Annotated in this window: 18 protein-coding genes; 10 read left to right on the top strand and 8 right to left on the bottom strand. The window is 64.7% G+C overall.

The genetic code is table 11. The features are described from left to right. Positions 1-125: 125 nt before the first annotated feature. Both ABID59_RS19440 and hpaR read right to left on the bottom strand, forming a co-directional pair. Positions 126-902 carry an HpcH/HpaI aldolase family protein gene (locus ABID59_RS19440; protein WP_354084416.1) on the bottom strand — a complete coding sequence of 259 codons (777 nt, stop codon included), beginning with the start codon at positions 900-902 and terminating at the stop codon, positions 126-128. 193 nt (positions 903-1,095) lie between these two features. After that, complete coding sequence (hpaR, locus tag ABID59_RS19435) at positions 1,096-1,614, bottom strand: homoprotocatechuate degradation operon regulator HpaR (RefSeq protein WP_354084415.1); 519 nt, start codon at positions 1,612-1,614, stop codon at positions 1,096-1,098. A gap of 112 nt (positions 1,615-1,726) precedes the next feature. Here hpaR and hpaH point away from each other — a divergent pair, with 112 nt between their 5' ends. The 6 genes from hpaH (at position 1,727) to ABID59_RS19405 (ending at position 8,128) form a co-directional block, all read left to right on the top strand. Further along, complete coding sequence (hpaH, locus tag ABID59_RS19430; RefSeq protein ID WP_148752122.1) at positions 1,727-2,533, top strand: 2-oxo-hept-4-ene-1,7-dioate hydratase; 807 nt, start codon at positions 1,727-1,729, stop codon at positions 2,531-2,533. A gap of 32 nt (positions 2,534-2,565) precedes the next feature. Further along, on the top strand, positions 2,566-2,964 hold the full coding sequence (locus ABID59_RS19425; protein WP_148752123.1) for a 5-carboxymethyl-2-hydroxymuconate Delta-isomerase: 399 nt from the start codon (positions 2,566-2,568) through the stop codon (positions 2,962-2,964). Then, positions 2,957-4,495, top strand: coding sequence for a 5-carboxymethyl-2-hydroxymuconate semialdehyde dehydrogenase (hpaE, locus tag ABID59_RS19420; RefSeq protein WP_354084414.1), 1,539 nt, complete (start codon positions 2,957-2,959; stop codon positions 4,493-4,495). The genes ABID59_RS19425 and hpaE overlap by 8 nt, the downstream gene beginning before the upstream one ends. Before the next feature lie 125 nt (positions 4,496-4,620). Then, positions 4,621-5,604, top strand: a complete 984-nt coding sequence (hpaD, locus tag ABID59_RS19415; protein ID WP_354084413.1) for a 3,4-dihydroxyphenylacetate 2,3-dioxygenase — start codon at positions 4,621-4,623, stop codon at positions 5,602-5,604. Between the two features lie 3 nt (positions 5,605-5,607). After that, a complete protein-coding gene (locus tag ABID59_RS19410) occupies positions 5,608-6,477 on the top strand; it encodes a fumarylacetoacetate hydrolase family protein (RefSeq protein ID WP_148752126.1) in 870 nt (289 codons plus the stop codon). Positions 6,478-6,502: 25 nt separating this feature from the next. Next, positions 6,503-8,128: a thiamine pyrophosphate-dependent enzyme gene (locus ABID59_RS19405; RefSeq protein ID WP_354084412.1), complete on the top strand. Its 1,626-nt coding sequence runs from the start codon at positions 6,503-6,505 to the stop codon at positions 8,126-8,128. A 3-nt stretch (positions 8,129-8,131) separates the two neighbouring features. Here the strand turns inward: ABID59_RS19405 and alkB are convergent, their stop codons facing one another. From alkB to ABID59_RS19385, 4 genes are all read right to left on the bottom strand, one after another. Continuing rightward, complete coding sequence (alkB, locus tag ABID59_RS19400) at positions 8,132-8,785, bottom strand: DNA oxidative demethylase AlkB (protein WP_354084411.1); 654 nt, start codon at positions 8,783-8,785, stop codon at positions 8,132-8,134. A gap of 9 nt (positions 8,786-8,794) precedes the next feature. Continuing rightward, on the bottom strand, positions 8,795-9,541 hold the full coding sequence (locus tag ABID59_RS19395) for a 2OG-Fe(II) oxygenase (protein WP_354084410.1): 747 nt from the start codon (positions 9,539-9,541) through the stop codon (positions 8,795-8,797). A gap of 182 nt (positions 9,542-9,723) precedes the next feature. Beyond that, positions 9,724-10,410, bottom strand: a complete 687-nt coding sequence (locus ABID59_RS19390; RefSeq protein WP_354084409.1) for a DUF2848 domain-containing protein — start codon at positions 10,408-10,410, stop codon at positions 9,724-9,726. Continuing rightward, positions 10,403-11,752: an amidase gene (locus tag ABID59_RS19385; protein ID WP_354084408.1), complete on the bottom strand. Its 1,350-nt coding sequence runs from the start codon at positions 11,750-11,752 to the stop codon at positions 10,403-10,405. The genes ABID59_RS19390 and ABID59_RS19385 overlap by 8 nt, the downstream gene beginning before the upstream one ends. Before the next feature lie 177 nt (positions 11,753-11,929). Here ABID59_RS19385 and ABID59_RS19380 point away from each other — a divergent pair, with 177 nt between their 5' ends. The 4 genes from ABID59_RS19380 (at position 11,930) to ABID59_RS19365 (ending at position 15,783) form a co-directional block, all read left to right on the top strand. After that, positions 11,930-12,343, top strand: coding sequence for a Zn-ribbon domain-containing OB-fold protein (locus ABID59_RS19380; RefSeq protein ID WP_148748862.1), 414 nt, complete (start codon positions 11,930-11,932; stop codon positions 12,341-12,343). Positions 12,344-12,346: 3 nt separating this feature from the next. After that, positions 12,347-13,486 carry a thiolase C-terminal domain-containing protein gene (locus tag ABID59_RS19375; protein WP_148748863.1) on the top strand — a complete coding sequence of 380 codons (1,140 nt, stop codon included), beginning with the start codon at positions 12,347-12,349 and terminating at the stop codon, positions 13,484-13,486. Positions 13,487-13,633: 147 nt separating this feature from the next. Next, a complete protein-coding gene (locus ABID59_RS19370; protein ID WP_354084407.1) occupies positions 13,634-14,548 on the top strand; it encodes an SDR family oxidoreductase in 915 nt (304 codons plus the stop codon). 116 nt (positions 14,549-14,664) lie between these two features. Further along, positions 14,665-15,783 carry an SMP-30/gluconolactonase/LRE family protein gene (locus ABID59_RS19365; protein ID WP_354084406.1) on the top strand — a complete coding sequence of 373 codons (1,119 nt, stop codon included), beginning with the start codon at positions 14,665-14,667 and terminating at the stop codon, positions 15,781-15,783. 132 nt (positions 15,784-15,915) lie between these two features. On the opposite strand, the gene ppc is transcribed toward ABID59_RS19365, so the two are convergent. After that, entirely contained in the window at positions 15,916-18,705 is a 2,790-nt protein-coding gene (gene ppc, locus ABID59_RS19360; RefSeq protein ID WP_148748866.1) for a phosphoenolpyruvate carboxylase, read from the bottom strand. Positions 18,706-18,836: 131 nt separating this feature from the next. Beyond that, positions 18,837-19,241, bottom strand: coding sequence for a YccF domain-containing protein (locus ABID59_RS19355; RefSeq protein WP_148748867.1), 405 nt, complete (start codon positions 19,239-19,241; stop codon positions 18,837-18,839). Positions 19,242-19,271: the final 30 nt, after the last annotated feature.

The raw sequence follows: 19,271 nt of genomic DNA, 5'->3' as shown, positions 1-19,271 counted from the left end.
CGGATGCTGCGCAGCGCGAAAGCGGTGCGCTGCTAAGCCGGGGCCCATGCGTGAGGTTGGCTTCTGGGTCCCGGCTCTGCGGAGCGGCACTGCGTGCCGCACCGCGTCCGGGACACAGAGAGTCATCAAGCCTTGCCGCCGGAATCCTTGCGGGTCGCATTCACCTGCATCTTGGCAAAGGTCGTCATCAGGCCGACCTCGTTCGAGAGGGTCACCAGCTTGAAGCCCATGTTGATGGCGCGCGCAGCACCCTCGGCGCCGCTGCAATGGATGCCCGCGTTGAGGCCGCGCTTGGCGCACTCCTTGATGATCTTGTCGTAGATCGCGAGGATCTCGGGCTCGCTGCGGTCGAGCTTCGGCTCGAGGCCGTAGGAGAAGCCGAGGTCGGACGGGCCGATATAGACGCCGTCGATGCCCTCGACGTCGAAGATCGCTTCCATGTTCTCGACTGCGGTCTTGGTCTCCATCATCGGCAGCAGCACGATGTCGTCGTTGGCCGTCTTCTGGTAGGAACCCGCGGTGCCGTACATGCCGGCGCGGATCGGGCCGTTGGAGCGGACGCCCTTCGGCGGGTATTTCGAATAGGACACAAGGTTCCTGGCTTCCTGCGGCGTGTTGACCATCGGGCAGATCACGCCATAGGCGCCGCCGTCGAGCACCTTGCCGATGATGCCGGGCTCGTTCCAGGGCACGCGGACCATCGGGGTGACCGGATGCTTGTCCATGGCCTGGAAGCACTGCACCATCGACTGATAGTCCTGCACGCCGTGCTGGATGTCGACGGTGACGCTGTCGAAGCCGCATTGCGCGATCATCTCAGCGGAGAAGCCGGAGGGAATAGCCAGCCACGCGTTGACCACGGCCTTGCCCGACTTCCAGATTTCCTTGACCTTGTTCGCCACGTTGCCTTCCTTCTCAGTTGTTCTCGCTCGCCGTCGTGCCGGCGAGCTGTTCGCCGAAGCTCAAGCGAAGCACTCCGGAACTTCTCTATTCTGACGCTCTGGATCGCCTCGCCTTTGTGCGTCTCGCGGCACTTTGAGCGAAAAAACGCGCGGATGTCCATGGTTCTCGCTGCGCGGGCGCGCATATCTGGTCTCACTCCTCGGCTGTTGTCTCGTCCGCGGCGCCAGGTGCGGCAAGACTGCGCTCGAGCTCGCCCAGCATCTCCTGCAACTCCGCGAGCTTGCGCGCGCCGAAGCGCTGCGTGATCTCGGCATAGATCGCTTCCGAGGACGGCGCCACGGAGGCCATCAGCCTCACGCCCTCCCTGGAGATCGAGACCATGCTGCGGCGCTGGTCCGCCTTCGCGGTCTTGCGCTCGATCAGGTTGCGCGCCTCGAGATCGCGCAGGATGCGTGACAGGCTCGGCCCAAGGAGAAACGCGGTGCGCGCGAGTTCCGTGACCTCGGCGGCCTCGATGGACGCGAGCGCACGCAGGATGCGCCATTGCTGCTCGGTCAGGCCGTGCTCGCGCAGCGATGGGCGAAATTGCCGCATCACCGCCTCGCGTGCCCGCAACAGCGACATCGGCAACGATCGCGAGAAATCGCGCATCGGCACCTGCCGCGCGGCAGGCGCGCTTGCGTTCGCGGAATCAGCCGGTCTCTTCGTCATGACGCCCTTTCAGACTGCAAAACGTTTGCAGTGCAGCAAGCCCGAATTGTGATTGACGCATTCACTTAACATGTTAAGTATCTCCGGGCACCACGATTTTGGTCGATCACCGATGGCGCTTTCCAAAGACGATATCCAAGCTTGCGCGAACCGTCTGCACCAGGCGGAGAAGACGCGCGTGCAGATCCGGCAGCTCTCGCAGGACTTCCCCGACATCACCATCGCCCATGCCTACGCGATTCAGAAGGCCTGGGTCGACATCAAGATCGCCGAGGGTCGCCGCGTCAAAGGCCACAAGATCGGCCTGACCTCGAAGGCGATGCAGAGCGCGCTCAATATCGACGAGCCGGATTCGGGCGTGCTGCTCGACGACATGTTCTTCGCCGATGGCGGCATGGTCCCGACCGAGCGCTTCATCGCAACCCGCGTCGAGGCCGAGCTCGCCTTCGTCATGAGCAAGCGGCTCGAAGGTCCCAACTGCACGATGTTCGACGTGCTCAATGCCACCGACTTCGTGGTTCCGGCGCTGGAGATTCTGGACACGCGGATCGAGCGCGTCGATCCCAAGACGAAAGCCACGCGAAAAATCTACGATACCATCGCCGACAACGCGGCGAATGCCGGCATCGTGCTTGGCGGCCGGCCGATCCGTCCGCTCGATGCCGATTTGCGCTGGATCGGCGCGCTTTGCTTCAAGAACGGCCAGCTCGAAGAAACCGGCCTCGCCGCCGGCGTGCTCAATCACCCCGCGACTGCAGTTGCGTGGCTTGCGAACAAGATCGCGCCGCTTGGGCTCGCGCTCGAGCCCGGCCAAATCGTGCTCGCCGGCTCCTTCATCCGTCCGATCGAGACCCGTAAGGGCGACACAATTCAAGCCGATTATGGCGCCTACGGCTCGGTCAGCTGCTACTTCGCTTAAGGCAATTAGACGACCCAGGGAGTGAAACCGCCATGCCGCATTTCACGATCGAATATTCGGCCAATCTCGATCACCGTGTCGACATCGGCGCCGTCTGCGAGATCGTGCGCAAGGCGGCAGTCGAGACCGGCATCTTCCCGCTCGGCGGCATCCGTGTTCGTGCCATCCGCTGCGAGCACTATGCGGTCGCCGATAACAGGCACGATTACGGCTTTCTCGACATGGTGCTGCGCATCGGTGAAGGCCGCGATCTCGCCACGCGGCAGAAGGCCGGCGAGCATGTCTTTGAGGCGCTCTCGAAACATCTCGATCCCGTCTTCGCCGCCAGCAAGTTCGCCTTGTCGTTCGACATGCAGATCAACGACAAGGACACGAGCTGGAAGCGCAACAACATCCACGACGCATTGAAAGTGGTGGCCGCCCATGGATAAGCCCACGCCGAAAGCCGATGTATTCCAGGCCAACCGCGACCGCGCAGCACCGCTGCTTAAAAGGCTGCAGGCGGACGGCATCGGCCACATGATCGACGGCAAGATTGTCCCGTCGATCTCGGGCAGGACCTTTGAGACAAAGTCGCCGGTCGATGGCGCAACGCTCGCGAGCGTCGCCCGCGGCAATGCCGAGGACATCGACGCCGCAGCAACGGCTGCTGCGCTGGCCTTCAAATCATGGCGCGACATGGGCCCCGTCACGCGGAAGAAGCTGCTGCATCGCGTTGCAGACGCGATCGAGGACAATGCTGAAGACATCGCCGTGCTCGAATGCATCGACACCGGCCAGGCCTATCGCTTCATGGCCAAGGCCGCGATTCGCGCCGCGGAAAACTTTCGGTTCTTCGCCGACAAATGCGCCGAGGCGCGCGACGGCCAGAACACGCCGAGCGACGAGCACTGGAATATCTCCACCCGCGTGCCGATCGGCCCGGTCGGCGTGATTACGCCGTGGAACACGCCATTCATGCTCTCGACCTGGAAGATTGCCCCTGCGCTGGCGGCGGGCTGCACCGTCGTGCACAAGCCGGCCGAGTGGTCGCCGGTGACGGCATCCATTCTGGCCAGGCTCGTCAAGGAAGCCGGCGTACCCGATGGCGTGTTCAACACCGTGCACGGTTTTGGCGAACAGGCCGGCAAGGCTTTGACAGAACATCCCGCCATCAAGGCGATCGGCTTCGTCGGCGAGAGCGCGACGGGATCGGCGATCATGATTCAGGGCGCGCCGACCTTGAAGCGCGTGCATTTCGAGCTCGGCGGCAAGAACCCCGTGATCGTGTTCGACGACGCCGATCTCGACCGCGCGCTCGATGCCGTCGTGTTCATGATCTACTCGCTCAACGGCGAGCGCTGCACGTCATCGAGCCGCCTGCTGATCCAGCAAAGCATCGCGGACAAGTTCATCGAACGGCTGACCGCGCGCGTGAGGGCGCTGAAGGTCGGCCACCCCCTCGATCCCGCGACCGAAATCGGGCCGCTGATCCACGAGCGGCACCTCGCAAAAGTCTGCTCCTATTTCGACGTGGCGCGCCAGGACGGCGCCACCATCGCCGTCGGCGGCAAGGCCTTTGACGGCCCGGGCGGCGGGCATTATGTCGAGCCTACTCTGGTGACCGGCGCGAGCGGCAAGATGCGCGTGGCGCAGGAAGAGGTGTTCGGCCCCTTCCTGACCGTGCTGTCGTTCAAGGACGAGGCGGAGGCGATCGAAATCGCCAACGACATCCGCTATGGCCTCACCGGTTATGTCTGGACCAACGATGTCGGCCGGAGCTTGCGCGTTGCCGACGCACTGGAGGCCGGCATGATCTGGCTGAACTCGGAGAACGTCCGCCATCTGCCAACCCCGTTCGGCGGCATGAAGGCCTCCGGCATCGGCCGCGACGGTGGCGACTATTCGTTCGACTTCTACATGGAAACCAAGCATGTCTCGCTGGCGCGGGGCACGCACAAGATTCAGAAACTGGGAATTTGATTGTCATTTCCGGGACGGCTCGAAGAGCCGAACCCGGAATCCATCGCGCAGCAGAGATCGTGGAAGAATGGATTCCGGGCTCGCGCTCCGCGCGCCCCGGAATGACAAATCCGAGGGGAAACGCAATGCCCGTACCGCAGCATATCTTCGAGCCGCCATTCAACATCATCCGCTCCAGCCACGTCGTGCTCGACGTGACCGATCTGAAGCTGAGCCGCGAATTCTACGAGACCGTTGTCGGCCTGCATGTCGAGGATGCGGACGACAAGTTCGTGTACCTTCGCGCCGCCGAGGAGCATCAGCATCACTCGCTGGTGCTGCGCAAGGCAGCCGTGCCCGCCTGTAACAGGCTCGGCTTCAAGGTCGGCAATGACGGCGACCTCGACAAGGCCGCAAAGTTTCTTTCCGAGAACGGTCTTGGCTACGCCTTCGGCGACCAGCCGTTCCAGGGCCGCACGCTGCAATTCACCGATCCCTTCGGCTTCCAGATCGAGCTCTATGCGTCGATGGACCGCAGACCGCATCTGCTCCGCCGCTACGACCTCTACAAGGGATGCCATCCGCAGCGGCTCGATCATTTCAACGTCTTCGCCGCCGAGGTGCAGGATACGGTCGACTTCTATGCGCGGCTGGGCTTCCGCCTCACCGAATATGCCGAAGAGGACGGACCGAACGGTCGTATCGCAGCGGCCTGGATGCATCGCAAGGGCAACGTCCACGATTTCGCGATCACCAACGGCAAGGGCCCGCGGCTGCACCATTTCGCCTATTGGACGCCGACGGCGATGAACATCATCCATCTCTGCGACGTCATGGCTTCCGCAGGTTTCGTGAAGAATATCGAGCGCGGACCGGGGCGCCACGGCATCTCGAATGCGTTCTTCCTCTACGTTCGCGATCCTGATGGACACCGCCTCGAGCTCTACACCTGCGACTACTTTACAGGCGATCACGACCACGAGCCGCTGCGCTGGTCGCTGCGCGATCCGCGCCGCCAGACCCTGTGGGGCGCGCCGGCGCCACGCTCCTGGTTCGAGCAGGGCTCGTCGTTCTCAGGCCAAGCCGTGCGTGAGCCAAAGTTCGTGGCCGACGTGCTGGTGGCGGATTAAGCGATGAAGCTCCCTCGCCTCGCCACCTATTCCGTCAAGGGTGCAACCCGGTACGGCGCCGTCCTGGAGGGCGGCATCGTCGATCTCTCCCCGCGCCACGCCAAGGACTATCCGACGCTGCGCGAGGTGATTGCGGCAGGAAAGCTCGCGGGCCTTGCCGAAGCGGCCGCCAGCCTTACGCCCGATCACGCGCTTGGTGACGTCATCTGGCTGCCGCCGGTGCCTGCGCCGGAAAAGATCATCTGCATCGGCGTCAACTATCCCGACCGCAATGCTGAGTACAAGGACGGCCAGGACGCGCCGAAATATCCGAGCATGTTCATGCGCTCGCCCCGCTCCTTTGTCGGCCACGACACGCCGCTGGTGCGCCCGCGCGCATCCGCGCAGCTCGATTACGAGGGCGAGATCGTGCTGGTGATCGGCAAGCCCGGCCGGCACATTGCGGAAGACGCCGCGCTCGATCACATCGCAGCCCTCACGCTCTGCAACGAAGGCTCGGTGCGCGACTGGCTGCGCCACGCCAAATTCAACGTCACGCAGGGCAAGAACTTCGATTCCAGCGGCAGCCTCGGGCCTTGGCTCGTGCCCTACACCAGGGAAGCGCAAATCGCAGACATTCGCCTCACCACGCACGTCAACGGCGAGCTGCGGCAGGACGACCGTACCAGCCGGCTGATGTTTCCGTTCCGCTATCTCATCAGCTATATCTCGACCTTCGCGACGCTGGTCCCCGGCGACATCATCGTGACGGGCACGCCGACCGGCGCCGGTGCGCGGTTCGATCCGCCGCGCTATTTGAAGCCCGGCGATGTCATCGAGGTCGCGGCCGAGGGCATCGGATCCTTGCGCAACGGCGTCGTCGACGAAGCCTGAACAACACCACGAATGGAATGATGCAATGACCACCCTCACCGGCGGCGAAGCGATCGTAAGCGGGCTCGTCGCCCACGGCATCGACACCGTGTTCGGCCTGCCCGGCGCACAGGTCTATGGCCTGTTCGACGCCTTCCACCAGGCTCAGCTCAAGGTGATCGGCGCGCGGCACGAGCAGGCCTGCGGCTACATGGCGTTCGGCTATGCCCGCTCCAGCGGCAGACCCGGCGTGTTCAGCGTGGTGCCCGGCCCCGGCGTGCTCAATGCCAGCGCGGCGCTGCTCACCGCTTACGGCTGCAACGAGCCGGTGCTGTGCGTGACGGGCCAGGTGCCGACGCAGTTTCTCGGCAAGGGCCGTGGTCATCTGCACGAGATGCCGGACCAGCTCGCCACCTTGCGCACCTATGTGAAGTGGGCGGACCGCATCGAGCATCCCGGCAATGCGCCGACGACCGTGGCGCGTGCGTTCCAGGAGATGACATCGGGACGGCGCGGTCCGGCGTCGGTCGAGATGCCCTGGGACATTTTTACCCAGCGCGCCGACACGGCCGCCGCGCAGGTGCTGGAGCCGCTGCCTGCGCCACAGCCGGATCCTGACATGATCAGGCAGGCCGCAGCACTCATCAAGAGCAGCAAGGCGCCGATGATCTTCGTCGGCAGCGGCGCGATCGAGGCGCGAGAGGAAATCCTCGAGCTTGCCGAGATGATCGACGCGCCTGTGGTCGCCTTCCGCAGCGGCCGCGGCATCGTCTCCAATGCGCACGAGCTTGGCCTCACCATGGCCGCCGCCTACAAGCTGTGGCCGAAGACGGATCTGATGATCGGCATCGGCTCGCGGCTGGAGCTGCCGACCATGTCACGCTGGCCCTATCGTCCCGACGGGCTGAAGAGCATCCGCACCGACATCGATCCTGTCGAGATGCGGCGCTTCATCTCTGATACCGCCATCGTCGCCGACGCCAAGACCGCGACCTCCGATCTCACTGCCGCCGTCAGCAAGGCGGGCTACAGCAAGACCGCCGGCCGCCGCGCCGCGATCCGCGAGGCCAGTGCAACCGCGCTGGCGGAGATCCAGCGCATCCAGCCGCAGATGGCGTATCTGAACATCCTGCGCGAGGTGCTGCCAGCGAATGCGATCGTCACCGACGAACTCTCGCAGTTCGGCTTTGCCTCCTGGTACGGCTTTCCGATCTACGAGCCGCGCACCTTCATCACCTCAGGCTATCAGGGAACGCTCGGGTCGGGCTTCCCGACTGCGCTCGGCGCCAAGGTCGCCAATCCCGACAGGCCGGTGGTGGCGATCACCGGCGACGGCGGCTTCATGTTCGGCGTGCAGGAGCTCGCCACCGCCGTGCAATTCAATATCGGCGTGGTGACGCTGGTGTTCAACAACAACGCCTACGGCAATGTCCGCCGCGACCAGCGCGAACGTTTCGACGGCCGCGTGGTGGCAGCCGATCTGGTCAATCCGGACTTCGTCAAGCTCGCGGAGTCCTTTGGCGTGGCGGCCGCGCGCGTGACCTCGCCGGATCAGTTCAAGGCCGCGATGGAGAGGGCGCTCGCGCATGGCGGACCGCATCTGATCTCGGTCGAGGTGACGCGGGACTCCGAAGTCAGCCCGTGGGCGTTCATTCACCCGCCGAAGCCGTAGGCGTCAGCGCGTCCTTCGAAACGTCAAGTTGATCCGCTTCCGGCCGAGCAGTGCGTGCTCGCCGTCGGCGAGCGGCGCCACGCCGTGATAGGCGAGCCTGGACGGACCGCCCCAGACCACGACGTCGCCATGGACCAGCCGGAAGCGGCGCGGCTTGTCGGCGCGCGCCATGCCGCCGAACAGGAAGGTGGCGGGCAGGCCGAGCGAGACCGAGACGATCGGTGCCGAATAATCCAGCTCGTCCTTGTCCTGATGCAGCGACAGTCGCGTGCCGGGCTCGTAGCGGTTGACGAGGCATGCATCAGGCGCAAAGTTCTGGAAGCCGCCCTGCTCCGCGGTGCGGCGAGCGAGATCGCGGAGCACTGGCGGCATCGCCGGCCATGGAGCGCCGGTTCGCCGATCGATGGGATCATAGCGATAGCCGGTGTGGTCGGCGATCCAGCCGCGCTCGCCGCAATTGGTCATCGCCACCGACATCAGATGACCGCCGGGCGTGGTCATGCGGCGGAACGGCGACTGCGCCACGATGGCGCGCACGGTTTCGATCAGCTCGCTCTCGATCGGCTTGACGAAGCCGCGCAGCAGCACCGCACCGTCCGCGATCTCCTCGCGTGACGGCTGCGCCTCGGCAACGCTGTCGAACAAATCAGCCGTCAATCGCCGCACTCATTTGGCATCGTGAAAGATCACACCCAGGGTGTGGCGCTGGCCGGACCTGATCCGGCTGACGCCATGACGCAGGTTAACGCGGTACGTGCCGCGTGTCCCCTGCACGGGGCGATGATGCACAGCGAACGCGACCGCATCGCCTTGAGCGAGCGGAACCACCTCGGCGCGGGACTGCATGCGCGGGCGCTGCTCGGTCAGCACGAACTCGCCGCCGGTGAAGTCGCGGCCGGGCTCGGAGAGCAGGATCGCGACCTGGAGCGGGAACACGTGCTCGCCATAGAGATCCTGATGCAGGCAATTGTAGTCGCCGGCTTCATACTGCAGCAGTAGCGGCGTCGGCCGCGCCTGCCCCGCCTCGTGGCAGCGCTTCAGGAAGGCCGCATGCGCTGTGGGATAGCGGATGTCGATGCCCATCGCCTCGTTCCAGCGGTTGGCGACGCCCTGGAGATGCGCATAGAGCGCCGGCCGCAGCTGCGTGATGAGATCGGGCAGCGGATAGGAGAAATATTTGTACTCGCCGCGGCCAAAGCCATGGCGGCCCATGACGATGCGGCTGCGGAAGTTCGCGTCGTCGGGATAGAGGGCGGCGACGGCACGGCACTGATCCGGCGTCAGCAGGTCCTTGAGGACAGCGCAGCCTTGGGAGTCGAGTTCGGCGGTGATCTGGGACCAGTCGAGGGCATCGACGTGGGCGGTGAGGTCCACCGACTGGGACCGAGGTGGTTTGCGTGCCGTTGCTGTCATGGCATTGACTCTCGCAGGACCGCCCCGCCCTCTGCCACCCGATTTCCGACTCTCTCCCCGTCATTGCGAGCGGAGCGAAGCAATCCAGTGTCTTTCCGCGGAGGGATTCTGGATTGCTTCGTCGCAAGGGCTCCTCGCAATGACGCCGAGAGAGCGTCGCTCGCAATGACGGCGGAGAGACTTTAGCCCCGCACCGGTAGCGTCATCACATTGTAGCCGTGCTTGATCGTGCGCTTCAGCACGGGGTCCTCCAGCTCGAACTCGAACCGATCCGCGGGGCGGATGCCGCCCTTGGCTGCAAAGGTGCCGCCGAACATGGCGCAACCGTCGGGGAACTTGCCGCCTTCAAAACCACGCGCGATGAGGTCGGCGACGGGCAGCATCGCGTCCAGCGTGCCCTCCTGGTAGAGCACGCGTTCGCCCTTGATCGTGGCGTAGGAGCGCAAAATCATCCTGTCCCAATGGCCGATGACGTCCTCGAGCTCCCACAGCGTGGACGCAACCGGCTTGTCGCACATCTGCTTGGAGACGGTGACGTTGTAGGCCTCGACCTTGCGGTCGGTGTGATCCGAGCCGCAGCCGACGAAGACGCGGCCCTGCCAGCCGATCAGCACGAACTCGACCTCGCCTGAGGAATCGCCGCCGCAGCATTCGATGCTGTCTTCCTGGGTCAGCCGCCGCGCCGAGGCGCGGTAGTAGATCGGCGTCGAGGCCGGCCGGGCGATGCCCATCGCCTCCAGCTCGGCGATGTGCTTGTCGCGCGCGATCGCGTCGCGGCCGGTCCAGCCCGCGATGACCATCTGGTCGACCGCCAGTGTCAGCGGCGTGGTGGTGTCCCGGGCGTCGACGGTGAAAGTCAGGTCAAACACGAATTACGGCCTCCATGCCGGCAGCAAGCTCAAAGATACGACGATCGGATCCACCCGCGCCTGCAAGCATCAGACCGACCGGGACGTCGCCCTTGCGATGTGCCGGCAGCGAGATGGCGCAGCCGTCGATCATGTTGATCAGGGTGCAATTCCGCAGCGCGCGCAGGTTCTGGGTGGTGAACGCCTTGTCGTCGGCGAGAGCTGAAATCTTCGGCGGCGTGTTGGCGGTGGTCGGCAGCACCAGGGCATCATAGGGCGCGATGCGCGCATTGACGCGGGCGATCAGCGAGCGGCGCTCGTTGAGGAGATCGATATAGTCGGCCGCGCTCTGCGCCTCGCCGCGCATGATGCGGACGGAGACACGGGGGTCGTAAACGTCGCCCTTGGACGTGATGAGGTAGCGATGCCAGGCATAGCTTTCGGACGCGGCAAAGCCGCCCTTGGCGTTCATCGGGCCGATGTCGTGGAATTCGGCCATCTCGATGCGGTCGATGATGGCGCCATGGTCGGCGAGCGATTTCAGCGCGCGCTCGAAGGTATCAGCCACGGGCGCGTCGAGATCGTCGAGCGCGATCGTGGTCGGCACCGCAAGCCGCATGCCTTTCACGGGGCGCGGCTTCAGGGGCACGATCGGCTCGTTCGCGAGCACGGCGTCGAGAATGGCACAGCAGCTGACCGATCGCGCCAAAGGCCCGATGCTGTCGAGCGAGAACGAGAGCGGCACCGCGCCGTCGAGCGGTACACGGCGCTGCGTCGGCTTATAGCCGACGATACCGTTAAAGGCCGCCGGAATGCGGCAGGAGCCGCCGGTGTCGGTGCCGAGCGCGCCGTGCGCCATGCCGTCGAGCACGGACACCGCCGCGCCCGAGGACGAGCCGCCGGGCACATGGCCCTCGGCCCGGTTCCAGGCGCCCTTCGGCGTGCCGTAATGCGGATTGATGCCGATGCCGGAATAGGCGAACTCGGTCATGTTGGTGCGGCCGATCACGACAAATCCGGCCCTGCGCAGCCGCGCCACGGTGGCGGCATCCTGCTCGGCCGGCGGGGAATCGTCGAGCGCGCGGGAGCCGGCACGCGTCACCTGGCCCTTGATGTCGAACAGATCCTTGATCGAGACCGGGATGCCGGCATAGCGCGACGGCGCGGCCTTGGCCTTGCGCAAACCGTCCATCGCATCCGCGGTCGCAAGCGCGGCGTCCTTGGCGACATGGACGAAGGTGCGCTGCCCCTCGCCGGCGGGATCGGCGATTTTGGCGATGCACGCCTCGACCAGTTTTCGGGAGGTGGTGCGACCGCTTTCGAGGTCGTCGGCGAGCTTCGCCAGTGTCGGAAAATCGGGCATGTCTGTCTCACGGAATATTGCGCGCGCAATCTATAGCGCCGGCTCAGTTCGACACAAGCATTGTGCGCATGATGGCATGCATGCTGCCTGCTGGACCGTTGACGCGCTATAGCCGATTGTCGCATCAAGATTGAAACAGGCGGGCATGAAGCCTGTCCCTGAGGAGGGCGTTCCGAGATGGCCGAACCGCAGCGCGCGCGACCGAAACCGACGCCGGAAACCCAGCATTTCTGGGACGGCACCAAGGCGGGCGAGCTGCGCCTGCAGCGTTGCGACGCCTGCGCGCATGTCTACTTCCCGCCGCGCCCGTTCTGCCCGTCCTGCGCCTCGCGCAAGGTTTCGATGTTCAAGGCGAGCGGCAAGGGCTTTCTCTACAGCTACGTGATCAATCACCGTCCCGCCGCGCCCGGCTTCACGCCGCCTTACGCGATCGCAGTGGTGGAGCTCGCCGAAGGGCCGCGGATGATGAGCAACATCATCGATTGTCCGCAGACCCCGGAGGCGCTTGAGCTCGACATGAAGCTCGAGGTCGCCTTCGAGGCACTCGACGACAAGATCACCCTCCCCGTGTTCCGTCCGGCGAAGGGGTAAACCATGCGCAAGAACCAGGTTGCCGTCGTCGGCGCGGCCGAGACCACCGAGCTCGGTGTCATCCCCAACGTCTCGCAGCTCCAGCTTCACGCGGATGCGGCGCTCAATGCCATCGCCGATGCCGGGCTAAAACTGTCCGACATCGACGGCTTCGCCACCGCGGTCGAGACGCCGCAGCAGGTCTGCCATTATCTCGGAATCAAGCCCACTTGGGTCGACGGCACCTCGGTCGGCGGCTGCTCGTTCATGCTGCACGTCCGCCACGCGGCCGCGGCGATCGAGGCCGGCTTGTGCAAGACCGTCCTGATCACGCATGCCGAGAGCGGCAAGTCGATGATCGGCAAGGCGCCGCGCTCGATCTCCGCCGACAGCCTGCAAGGCCAGTTCGAGGCACCCTACGGCGTCTACGGCCCGCCCAGCATGTTTCCGATCCCCGTGCTGCGTTTCATGAAGACCTACGGCATCACCCACGAGCAGCTCGCTTCGGTCGCGGTCGTCCAGCGCGAATGGGCGGCGAAGAATCCGCGGGCGATGATGAAGGACCCGATCACGGTTGCCGACGTCCTCAACTCGCGCATGATCGCCTATCCGTTCCGGCTCTTGCAATGCTGCCTCGTCACCGACGGCGGCGGCGCGCTGATCCTGACCTCGGCCGACCGCGCCAGGGATTTTCCGCGCAAGCCCGTCTACATCATGGGCACCGGCGAGAGCGTCGAGACGCCGATGGTCAGCCAGATGGAGACGTTCAACTCCTCGCGCGCGTTCAAGACCGCGGGGCCGTTGGCGTTCAGGGAGGCCGGCATCGCGCACAAGGACGTCGATCACCTCATGATCTACGATGCTTTCGCGCATCTGCCGCTGTTCGGCCTCGGCGACCTCGGCTTCATGCCGCATGAGGAGACCGGCCAATTCATCGCCGACGGCAACACGCGCCCCGGCGGCAAGCTTCCGCTCAACACCAATGGCGGCGGTTTGAGCTACATGCATTCGGGCATGTACGGCATGTATGCGCTCCAGGAGAGCGTGCGCCAGATGCGCGGCATCGCGCCGGCACAGGTGCCCAACGCGAAGATTTCGGTGTGCCACGGCGTCGGCGGCATGTTCGCCGCAAGTGGCACGATCGTGTTTACGAACGAGAGGTAGCGCACCGTCATTCCGGGGCGGCGCGCAAGCGACGAACCCGGAATCCATCGTGCAGCAGCCGAGGCGGAGAAATGGATTCCGGGCTCGCGCCGAGAGGCGCGCCCCGGAATGACAGCGGAAATTGGAACGGACAGCGGAGACACCCACATGAGCAAATCACTGCAGGACAAGGTCATCATCGTTACCGGCGCAGGCCGTGGCATCGGGCGCGAGATCGCGCTGCTCTGCGCGGCGGAAGGCGCCAAGGTCGTGGTCAACGACCCCGGTGTTGCCGCCGACGGCGCCGGCTCGAGCGCATCCCCCGCCGAAGAGGTGGTCGACGAGATCAAGAAGCGCGGCGGCATCGCCGTCCCCAATTTCGAATCGGTCGCGGAAGCCGTGCCGGCGAGTAAGATCGTGAAGACCGCGACCGATCATTTCGGCCGGCTCGACGGCGTCGTCAACAATGCCGGCATCTTGCGGGACATGATCTTCCACAAGATGAGCGTGGAAGCGTTCGAGGCCGTCATCAAGGTACATCTGATGGGCTCGTTCTACGTCAGCCACGCCGCAGCGCGCATCTTCCGCGAGCAGGAGTCCGGCTCCTTCGTGCACTTCACATCGACCTCAGGCCTGATCGGCAACTTTGGCCAGGCCAACTACGCCGCCGCCAAGCTCGGCATCATCGGGCTCTCCAAATCGATCGCGCTCGACATGGGCCGCTTCAACGTCCGCTCGAACTGCGTCTCGCCGTTCGCCTGGACCCGCATGATCGGCACCATCCCGACCGAAACCGACGCCGAGAAGGCGCGTGTCGAGAAGATCAAGCAGATGGGTCCGGAGAAGATCGCGCCGATCTGCGCCTATCTGCTCTCCGATGCCGCCAAGGATGTCTCGGGCCAGATTTTTGGCGCGCGCATGAACGAGCTGTTCCTGTTCAGCCAGAACCGTCCGCTGCGCTCGGTGCATCGCAGCGAAGGCTGGACCCCGCAGACGATCGCGGAACATGGCATGCCGGCGCTGAAGGGCTCGTTCTACAAGCTCGATCGCTCCGCCGACATCTTCCCGTGGGATCCCGTCTAGCCATATTTTTGGCATCCCTGCGCCGCGAACTCTGGTTGTCTTGTCCAGAGATCGCCCCGCTTTACGCCCGAATGCGGGCGAATGGTGTCCTCCCAACACAACTTTGGGAGGAAACCATGACAAGAATACTGACCAACTCCGACGACATCATTGCAAGCGAGCGCGGCGGTCTCGGCCGCCGCACGCTCCTCAAGGGCGCCGCGACCGTCGTCGCATCCACCCTGCTCGCCTCCAAGGCCGACGCCCGCGACTATGGCGCCAATGCCGAGCCGCAGCGCTATCCCGACCCCGACATCGTCGTCATCGATCCCAAGCGCTTCAAGGCCAAGGTGGGCAACACCTCGATCAAGCGGCTCTATACCGGCTGCCTCTGGGCGGAGGGACCGGCGTGGAATGCGCAGGGGCAATATCTCGTCTGGAGCGACATCCCCGCCAACCGGCAGTTGCGCTACCTCGACGATGACGGCCATATCTCCGAGCAGTTCCACAAGCCGTCGAACGAGGCCAACGGCAATTCGTTCGACACCGAGGGACGCCAGATCAGCGCCGAGCGCACCCGCCTCGTCCGCTACGAGCACGATGGCTCGGTGACGACGCTGGCCGAGCAGGCCAACGGCAAGCCGCTCAACGGCCCGAACGACATGGTCGTGCATCCCAACGACAAGTCGATCTGGTTCACCGATCCCGGCTACGGCGCGATCAGCATCTACGAGGGCAAGCTCGCCAATACCGGCTCGCTGCAGCCCTACCAGAAGGAAGCCGTCTATCGCCTCGATGCGCAGTCCGGCCAGCTGACGAAGGTCGCGGACGACCCGTTCAAGCCGAACGGCATCGCCTTCTCACACGACTACAAGAAGGTCTATGTCTGCGACACCGGGATCACGCATTATCCGCAGGCGGAAAACGTGGTGTGGTCCTACGACCTCGACGGTCAAAAGTTATCGAACCCGAAGCGGTTGATCGACATGAAGCTCGACGGCAAGTCGGGCTTCCCCGACGGAATGCGCGTCGACACCGAAGGCAATATCTGGGTCGGCGCCGGCTGGGTCGGCCCGGGCTATGACGGCGTGCAGGTGTTCGCATCGACCGACGGCGCACGGATCGGCCAGATCATGCTGCCGGAGACCTGCGCCAATCTGTGCTTCGGCGGCAAGAAGCGCAACCGACTGTTCATGACCGCGAGCCAGTCGCTGTACTCGGTCTATGTGGAGACGCAGGGCGCGCATTTCTGTTGAGAGCCCCGCTCCTCGTCATGGCCGGGCTTGTCCCGGCCATCCACGCGTTGACACACGGCACGAAGAACGTGGTTGCCCGGGACAAGCCCGGGCATGACGACAGAGTGCGAGGCGACCGCGTGGCTCCTGAACCTACCCCGTATTCCTCAGCCCCGCCGAGATGCCGTTGATCGTCAGCTGAATCCCGCGCAGCACCTGCTCATCCGGGTTCTGCGCGCGGTGCTCCCTCAAGAGCTCGACCTGCACGTGGTTGAGCGGATCGAGATAGGGGAATCGGTGACGCACCGAGCGCTCCAGCAGCGGGTTGCCCTGCAGCAGCCGGTCCTGATCCATGATGTCGAGCAACGTCTCGATGCAGGAATGCCACTCGCGGCGGATGCGGCCGAAGATCTTTTCACGCAGGGCTTCGTCCGGCACCAGCTCGGCATAGCGCGATGCGATCGCGATCGAGCTTTTCGCGAGCACCATGTCCATGTTCGACAACAGCATGCGGAAGAACGGCCATTCCTTGTAGAGTTCTTTCAGGAACGGCATGCCCTTGTCGGGATGCTCCGCGATCCATTGCTCCACTGCGCTGCCAAAGCCGTACCACCCCGGCAGCATCAGGCGGCACTGCGCCCAGGAGAACACCCAGGGGATCGCACGCAAATCCTCGATCGCGCGGGTCTTCTTGCGCGACGCCGGACGGCTGCCGATGTTGAGCGTCGCGATCTCGTTGATGACGGTCGAACCCCAGAAATAATCGACAAAACCGTCGGTCTCGTAGACGAGGCCGCGATAGGCCTTGAAGGCCAGATTTGAAAGCTCGTCCATCGCAGTGAGATATTCGCGGCGCGGCGCGCTCTGGCTCGGCTGCAACAGGCTGGCATCCAGCGTCGCCGCCGCCAGGATTTCGAGATTGTTGCGGCCGACCTCTGCGTTGGAATATTTCGACGAGATGATCTCGCCCTGCTCGGTGATGCGGATCTGGCCGTTCACCGCCCCGCCCGGCTGCGCAACGATGGCGTCATAGCTCGGCCCGCCGCCACGGCCGACCGAGCCGCCGCGGCCGTGGAACAGACGCAGGCGAACGTGGTGGCGCTCGAACACCTCGACGAGGCCGATCTCGGCCTTGTAGAGCTCCCAGCCCGAGGTGACGAAGCCGCCGTCCTTGTTCGAGTCGGAATAGCCGAGCATGACCTCCTGCACGCTGCCGCGGCTGTCGACGAGGCGGCGGTAATCGTGCAGCGACAGCATGCGATCCATGATGCCGCTGGAGGCCTGCAGATCCTCGATGGTCTCGAACAGCGGCACGATGTTGATGGCGCTGCGCCCGGAGGGATGGACCAGGCCCACCTCCTTCAACAGCACCGCGACCTCGAGCATGTCAGACATGCCCTTGCACATCGAGATGATGCATTGGGGAATCGCGTCCGAGCCGAACTTCGCATGCGCCTCCGCAGCCGCATGGAAGACGTTGAGCTCACCCATGGTCTCGTCGCTGTACTTGACGAATGGCGAAACCAGTGAGCGGATGCTGCGCAATTCGTTGGTGAGCAGCGAGATGCGCGCCTCCTCGCCGAGCGCGAGATAGGACATGCCGGGGTTTGCCGCGTCCATCAGCTCGGCGATGGTGCGTTCGTGTACTGCCGAGTTCTGGCGAATATCGAGCCGCGCCAGATGGAAGCCGAAGCAATCCACCGCGCGACGCAACAGCCGCAGCCGGCCGCGGGCGATGACGCGGGCGTTATTGGAGATCAGCGAGCGGTGCAGCACGTCGAGATCGGCTTGCAACTCCCTGACGCTCTCATAGGGCGCGCCCTTGCCGACGGGACGGCGGGTGATCTCGACCTCGAGCTTTTCGGCCGTGGCCGTCAGGCGGGCATAGATGCCGGAGACCGCGAGACGATAGGGCTCGCCGCTCCGGTGCGGCGAGGTATCGGGCGAACGCTCCGCCAGTGTGCGCAGCTCCCCCGAGACGTCGGCGAGATGCGCTGCGATCGACAGCTCCGAGCCGAGCACGTGCAGCTCATTCAGATAGAACTGCATGACCCGGCTCGACTGGAGCCGCAGCGTGCCGCGCATCACGTCGGCGGTCACGAACGGATTGCCGTCGCGGTCGCCGCCGATCCAGCTTCCCATGCGCAGGAACGAGGCGAGCTCGCTGGCGGCCTGCTCGCCGCCCTCCTCCAGCCGGTCTTCCAGTGCGTTGACCAACCGCGGCACTTCACGAAGGAAGGTGTAATCGTAGAACGACAGGCCGTTGGCGACCTCGTCGAGCACGGTGAGCTTGGTCCGGCGCAACAGATTGGTCTGCCACAGCGTCAGCACCTCGCGGCGAAGCTGCTCGTCGCTGGCGGCGGCCTCGTCCTCCGTCAGCGCAACCCGCTCGCGGCGGTCGAGCAGGCGAGCGACCTCCATCTCGCGGTCCATGGTGCTCTTGCGGCGGACTTCAGTCGGGTGCGCCGTCAGCACCGGACTGACCAGCGCGCTCTTGAAGAAATTGCGTAGCGTATCCGCGCCAATGCCCGCGGCCTTGGCTTTGGCGAGCGTCTCCGCCAGCACGCCGGAGCCGCCGCCCTTGCCCGCGCGCATCTGGCGGATGTTGTTCTGGTCCTCGGCGATGTTGGCGAGGTGGGAGAAATAGCTGAAGGCACGGACGATTCGCACTGTCTCCGAGGTCGACATGCCGTCGAGGATCTGCTCGAGCTCGCGGCGCGCAGGCCGGTCCTCGTCGCGGTGGAACCGGATCGAGGTCTGCCGGATGCGTTCGACCAGGTCGAACACATCTGCGCCCTCCTGGTCGCGCACCGTGTCGCCCAGGATACGCCCGAGCAGGCGGATATCATCGCGCAGCCGCGCATCAGCCTCCAGCGCCTGGGCGTCCTCAGGCCTGTTCGGGCGAAGATCGGCAGCGTCGGATGGTAGGGTCTGGAGGGACATGGCTCGCTCCTTTTGCAGAGCTCCCAATGGCTCCCCGGCCTACCAAGTGTGCAAGTTTTTTGCCGCAGCGCAAGATGAAGTTGGGGGCGGCGCACACAGGCCCGCGCCGGGCTCGAAGTGTGCCGGCAAGGTCAGGCTGGCACGATCACCTTGCCGATTGGCCAGAGCGCGATGCCTGCGAGCTTCAGATGGGCCCACGCAAAGGGAATGCCGATGATGGTGATGGCAAAGATCACGGCCGTCAGGACGTGGCCGAGCGCCAGCCACCAGCCGGCCAGCACGAACCAGATGATGTTGCCTATCACTCCGAGCGGGCCGGTTCCGATATCGCCAGCACCAGTGACCTCGTCGCGGCTGACCGCCCGCGAACCGAACGGCAAGAGCGCATAGACGGCGATGTTGAACGCCGCCCGCGCCCAAGGCAGGCCGATGATGGTGATGGCCATGATGATGGACGCCACCAGCCAGCCGAATGCCATCCAGGCACCGCCGATGAGAATCCAGATGACGTTGAGCAGAATGGAAACGGGGGCCATTAGATTCAGGAACCTTGGGATGATCCGGGG

Origin of the sequence: Bradyrhizobium sp. S3.3.6 (genome assembly GCF_040546905.1) — a bacterium.
GTDB classification, from domain to species: domain Bacteria; phylum Pseudomonadota; class Alphaproteobacteria; order Rhizobiales; family Xanthobacteraceae; genus Bradyrhizobium; species Bradyrhizobium cytisi.
Note: the sequence above shows the minus strand (reverse complement) of the source record. Positions and strands in the feature narration are given on the sequence as shown.

Coding starts and splice junctions, on each gene's coding strand:
- hpaE (WP_354084414.1), top strand. CDS start 2,957: ATGGATAAGCCCACGCCGAAAGCCGATGTATTCCAGGCCAACCGCGAC.
- ABID59_RS19395 (WP_354084410.1), bottom strand. CDS start 9,541: ATGACAGCAACGGCACGCAAACCACCTCGGTCCCAGTCGGTGGACCTC.
- ABID59_RS19365 (WP_354084406.1), top strand. CDS start 14,665: ATGACAAGAATACTGACCAACTCCGACGACATCATTGCAAGCGAGCGC.
- hpaD (WP_354084413.1), top strand. CDS start 4,621: ATGCCCGTACCGCAGCATATCTTCGAGCCGCCATTCAACATCATCCGC.
- ABID59_RS19425 (WP_148752123.1), top strand. CDS start 2,566: ATGCCGCATTTCACGATCGAATATTCGGCCAATCTCGATCACCGTGTC.
- ppc (WP_148748866.1), bottom strand. CDS start 18,705: ATGTCCCTCCAGACCCTACCATCCGACGCTGCCGATCTTCGCCCGAAC.
- ABID59_RS19355 (WP_148748867.1), bottom strand. CDS start 19,241: ATGGCCCCCGTTTCCATTCTGCTCAACGTCATCTGGATTCTCATCGGC.
- ABID59_RS19370 (WP_354084407.1), top strand. CDS start 13,634: ATGAGCAAATCACTGCAGGACAAGGTCATCATCGTTACCGGCGCAGGC.
- ABID59_RS19385 (WP_354084408.1), bottom strand. CDS start 11,752: ATGCCCGATTTTCCGACACTGGCGAAGCTCGCCGACGACCTCGAAAGC.
- ABID59_RS19405 (WP_354084412.1), top strand. CDS start 6,503: ATGACCACCCTCACCGGCGGCGAAGCGATCGTAAGCGGGCTCGTCGCC.
- hpaR (WP_354084415.1), bottom strand. CDS start 1,614: ATGACGAAGAGACCGGCTGATTCCGCGAACGCAAGCGCGCCTGCCGCG.
- ABID59_RS19410 (WP_148752126.1), top strand. CDS start 5,608: ATGAAGCTCCCTCGCCTCGCCACCTATTCCGTCAAGGGTGCAACCCGG.
- ABID59_RS19380 (WP_148748862.1), top strand. CDS start 11,930: ATGGCCGAACCGCAGCGCGCGCGACCGAAACCGACGCCGGAAACCCAG.
- ABID59_RS19375 (WP_148748863.1), top strand. CDS start 12,347: ATGCGCAAGAACCAGGTTGCCGTCGTCGGCGCGGCCGAGACCACCGAG.
- hpaH (WP_148752122.1), top strand. CDS start 1,727: ATGGCGCTTTCCAAAGACGATATCCAAGCTTGCGCGAACCGTCTGCAC.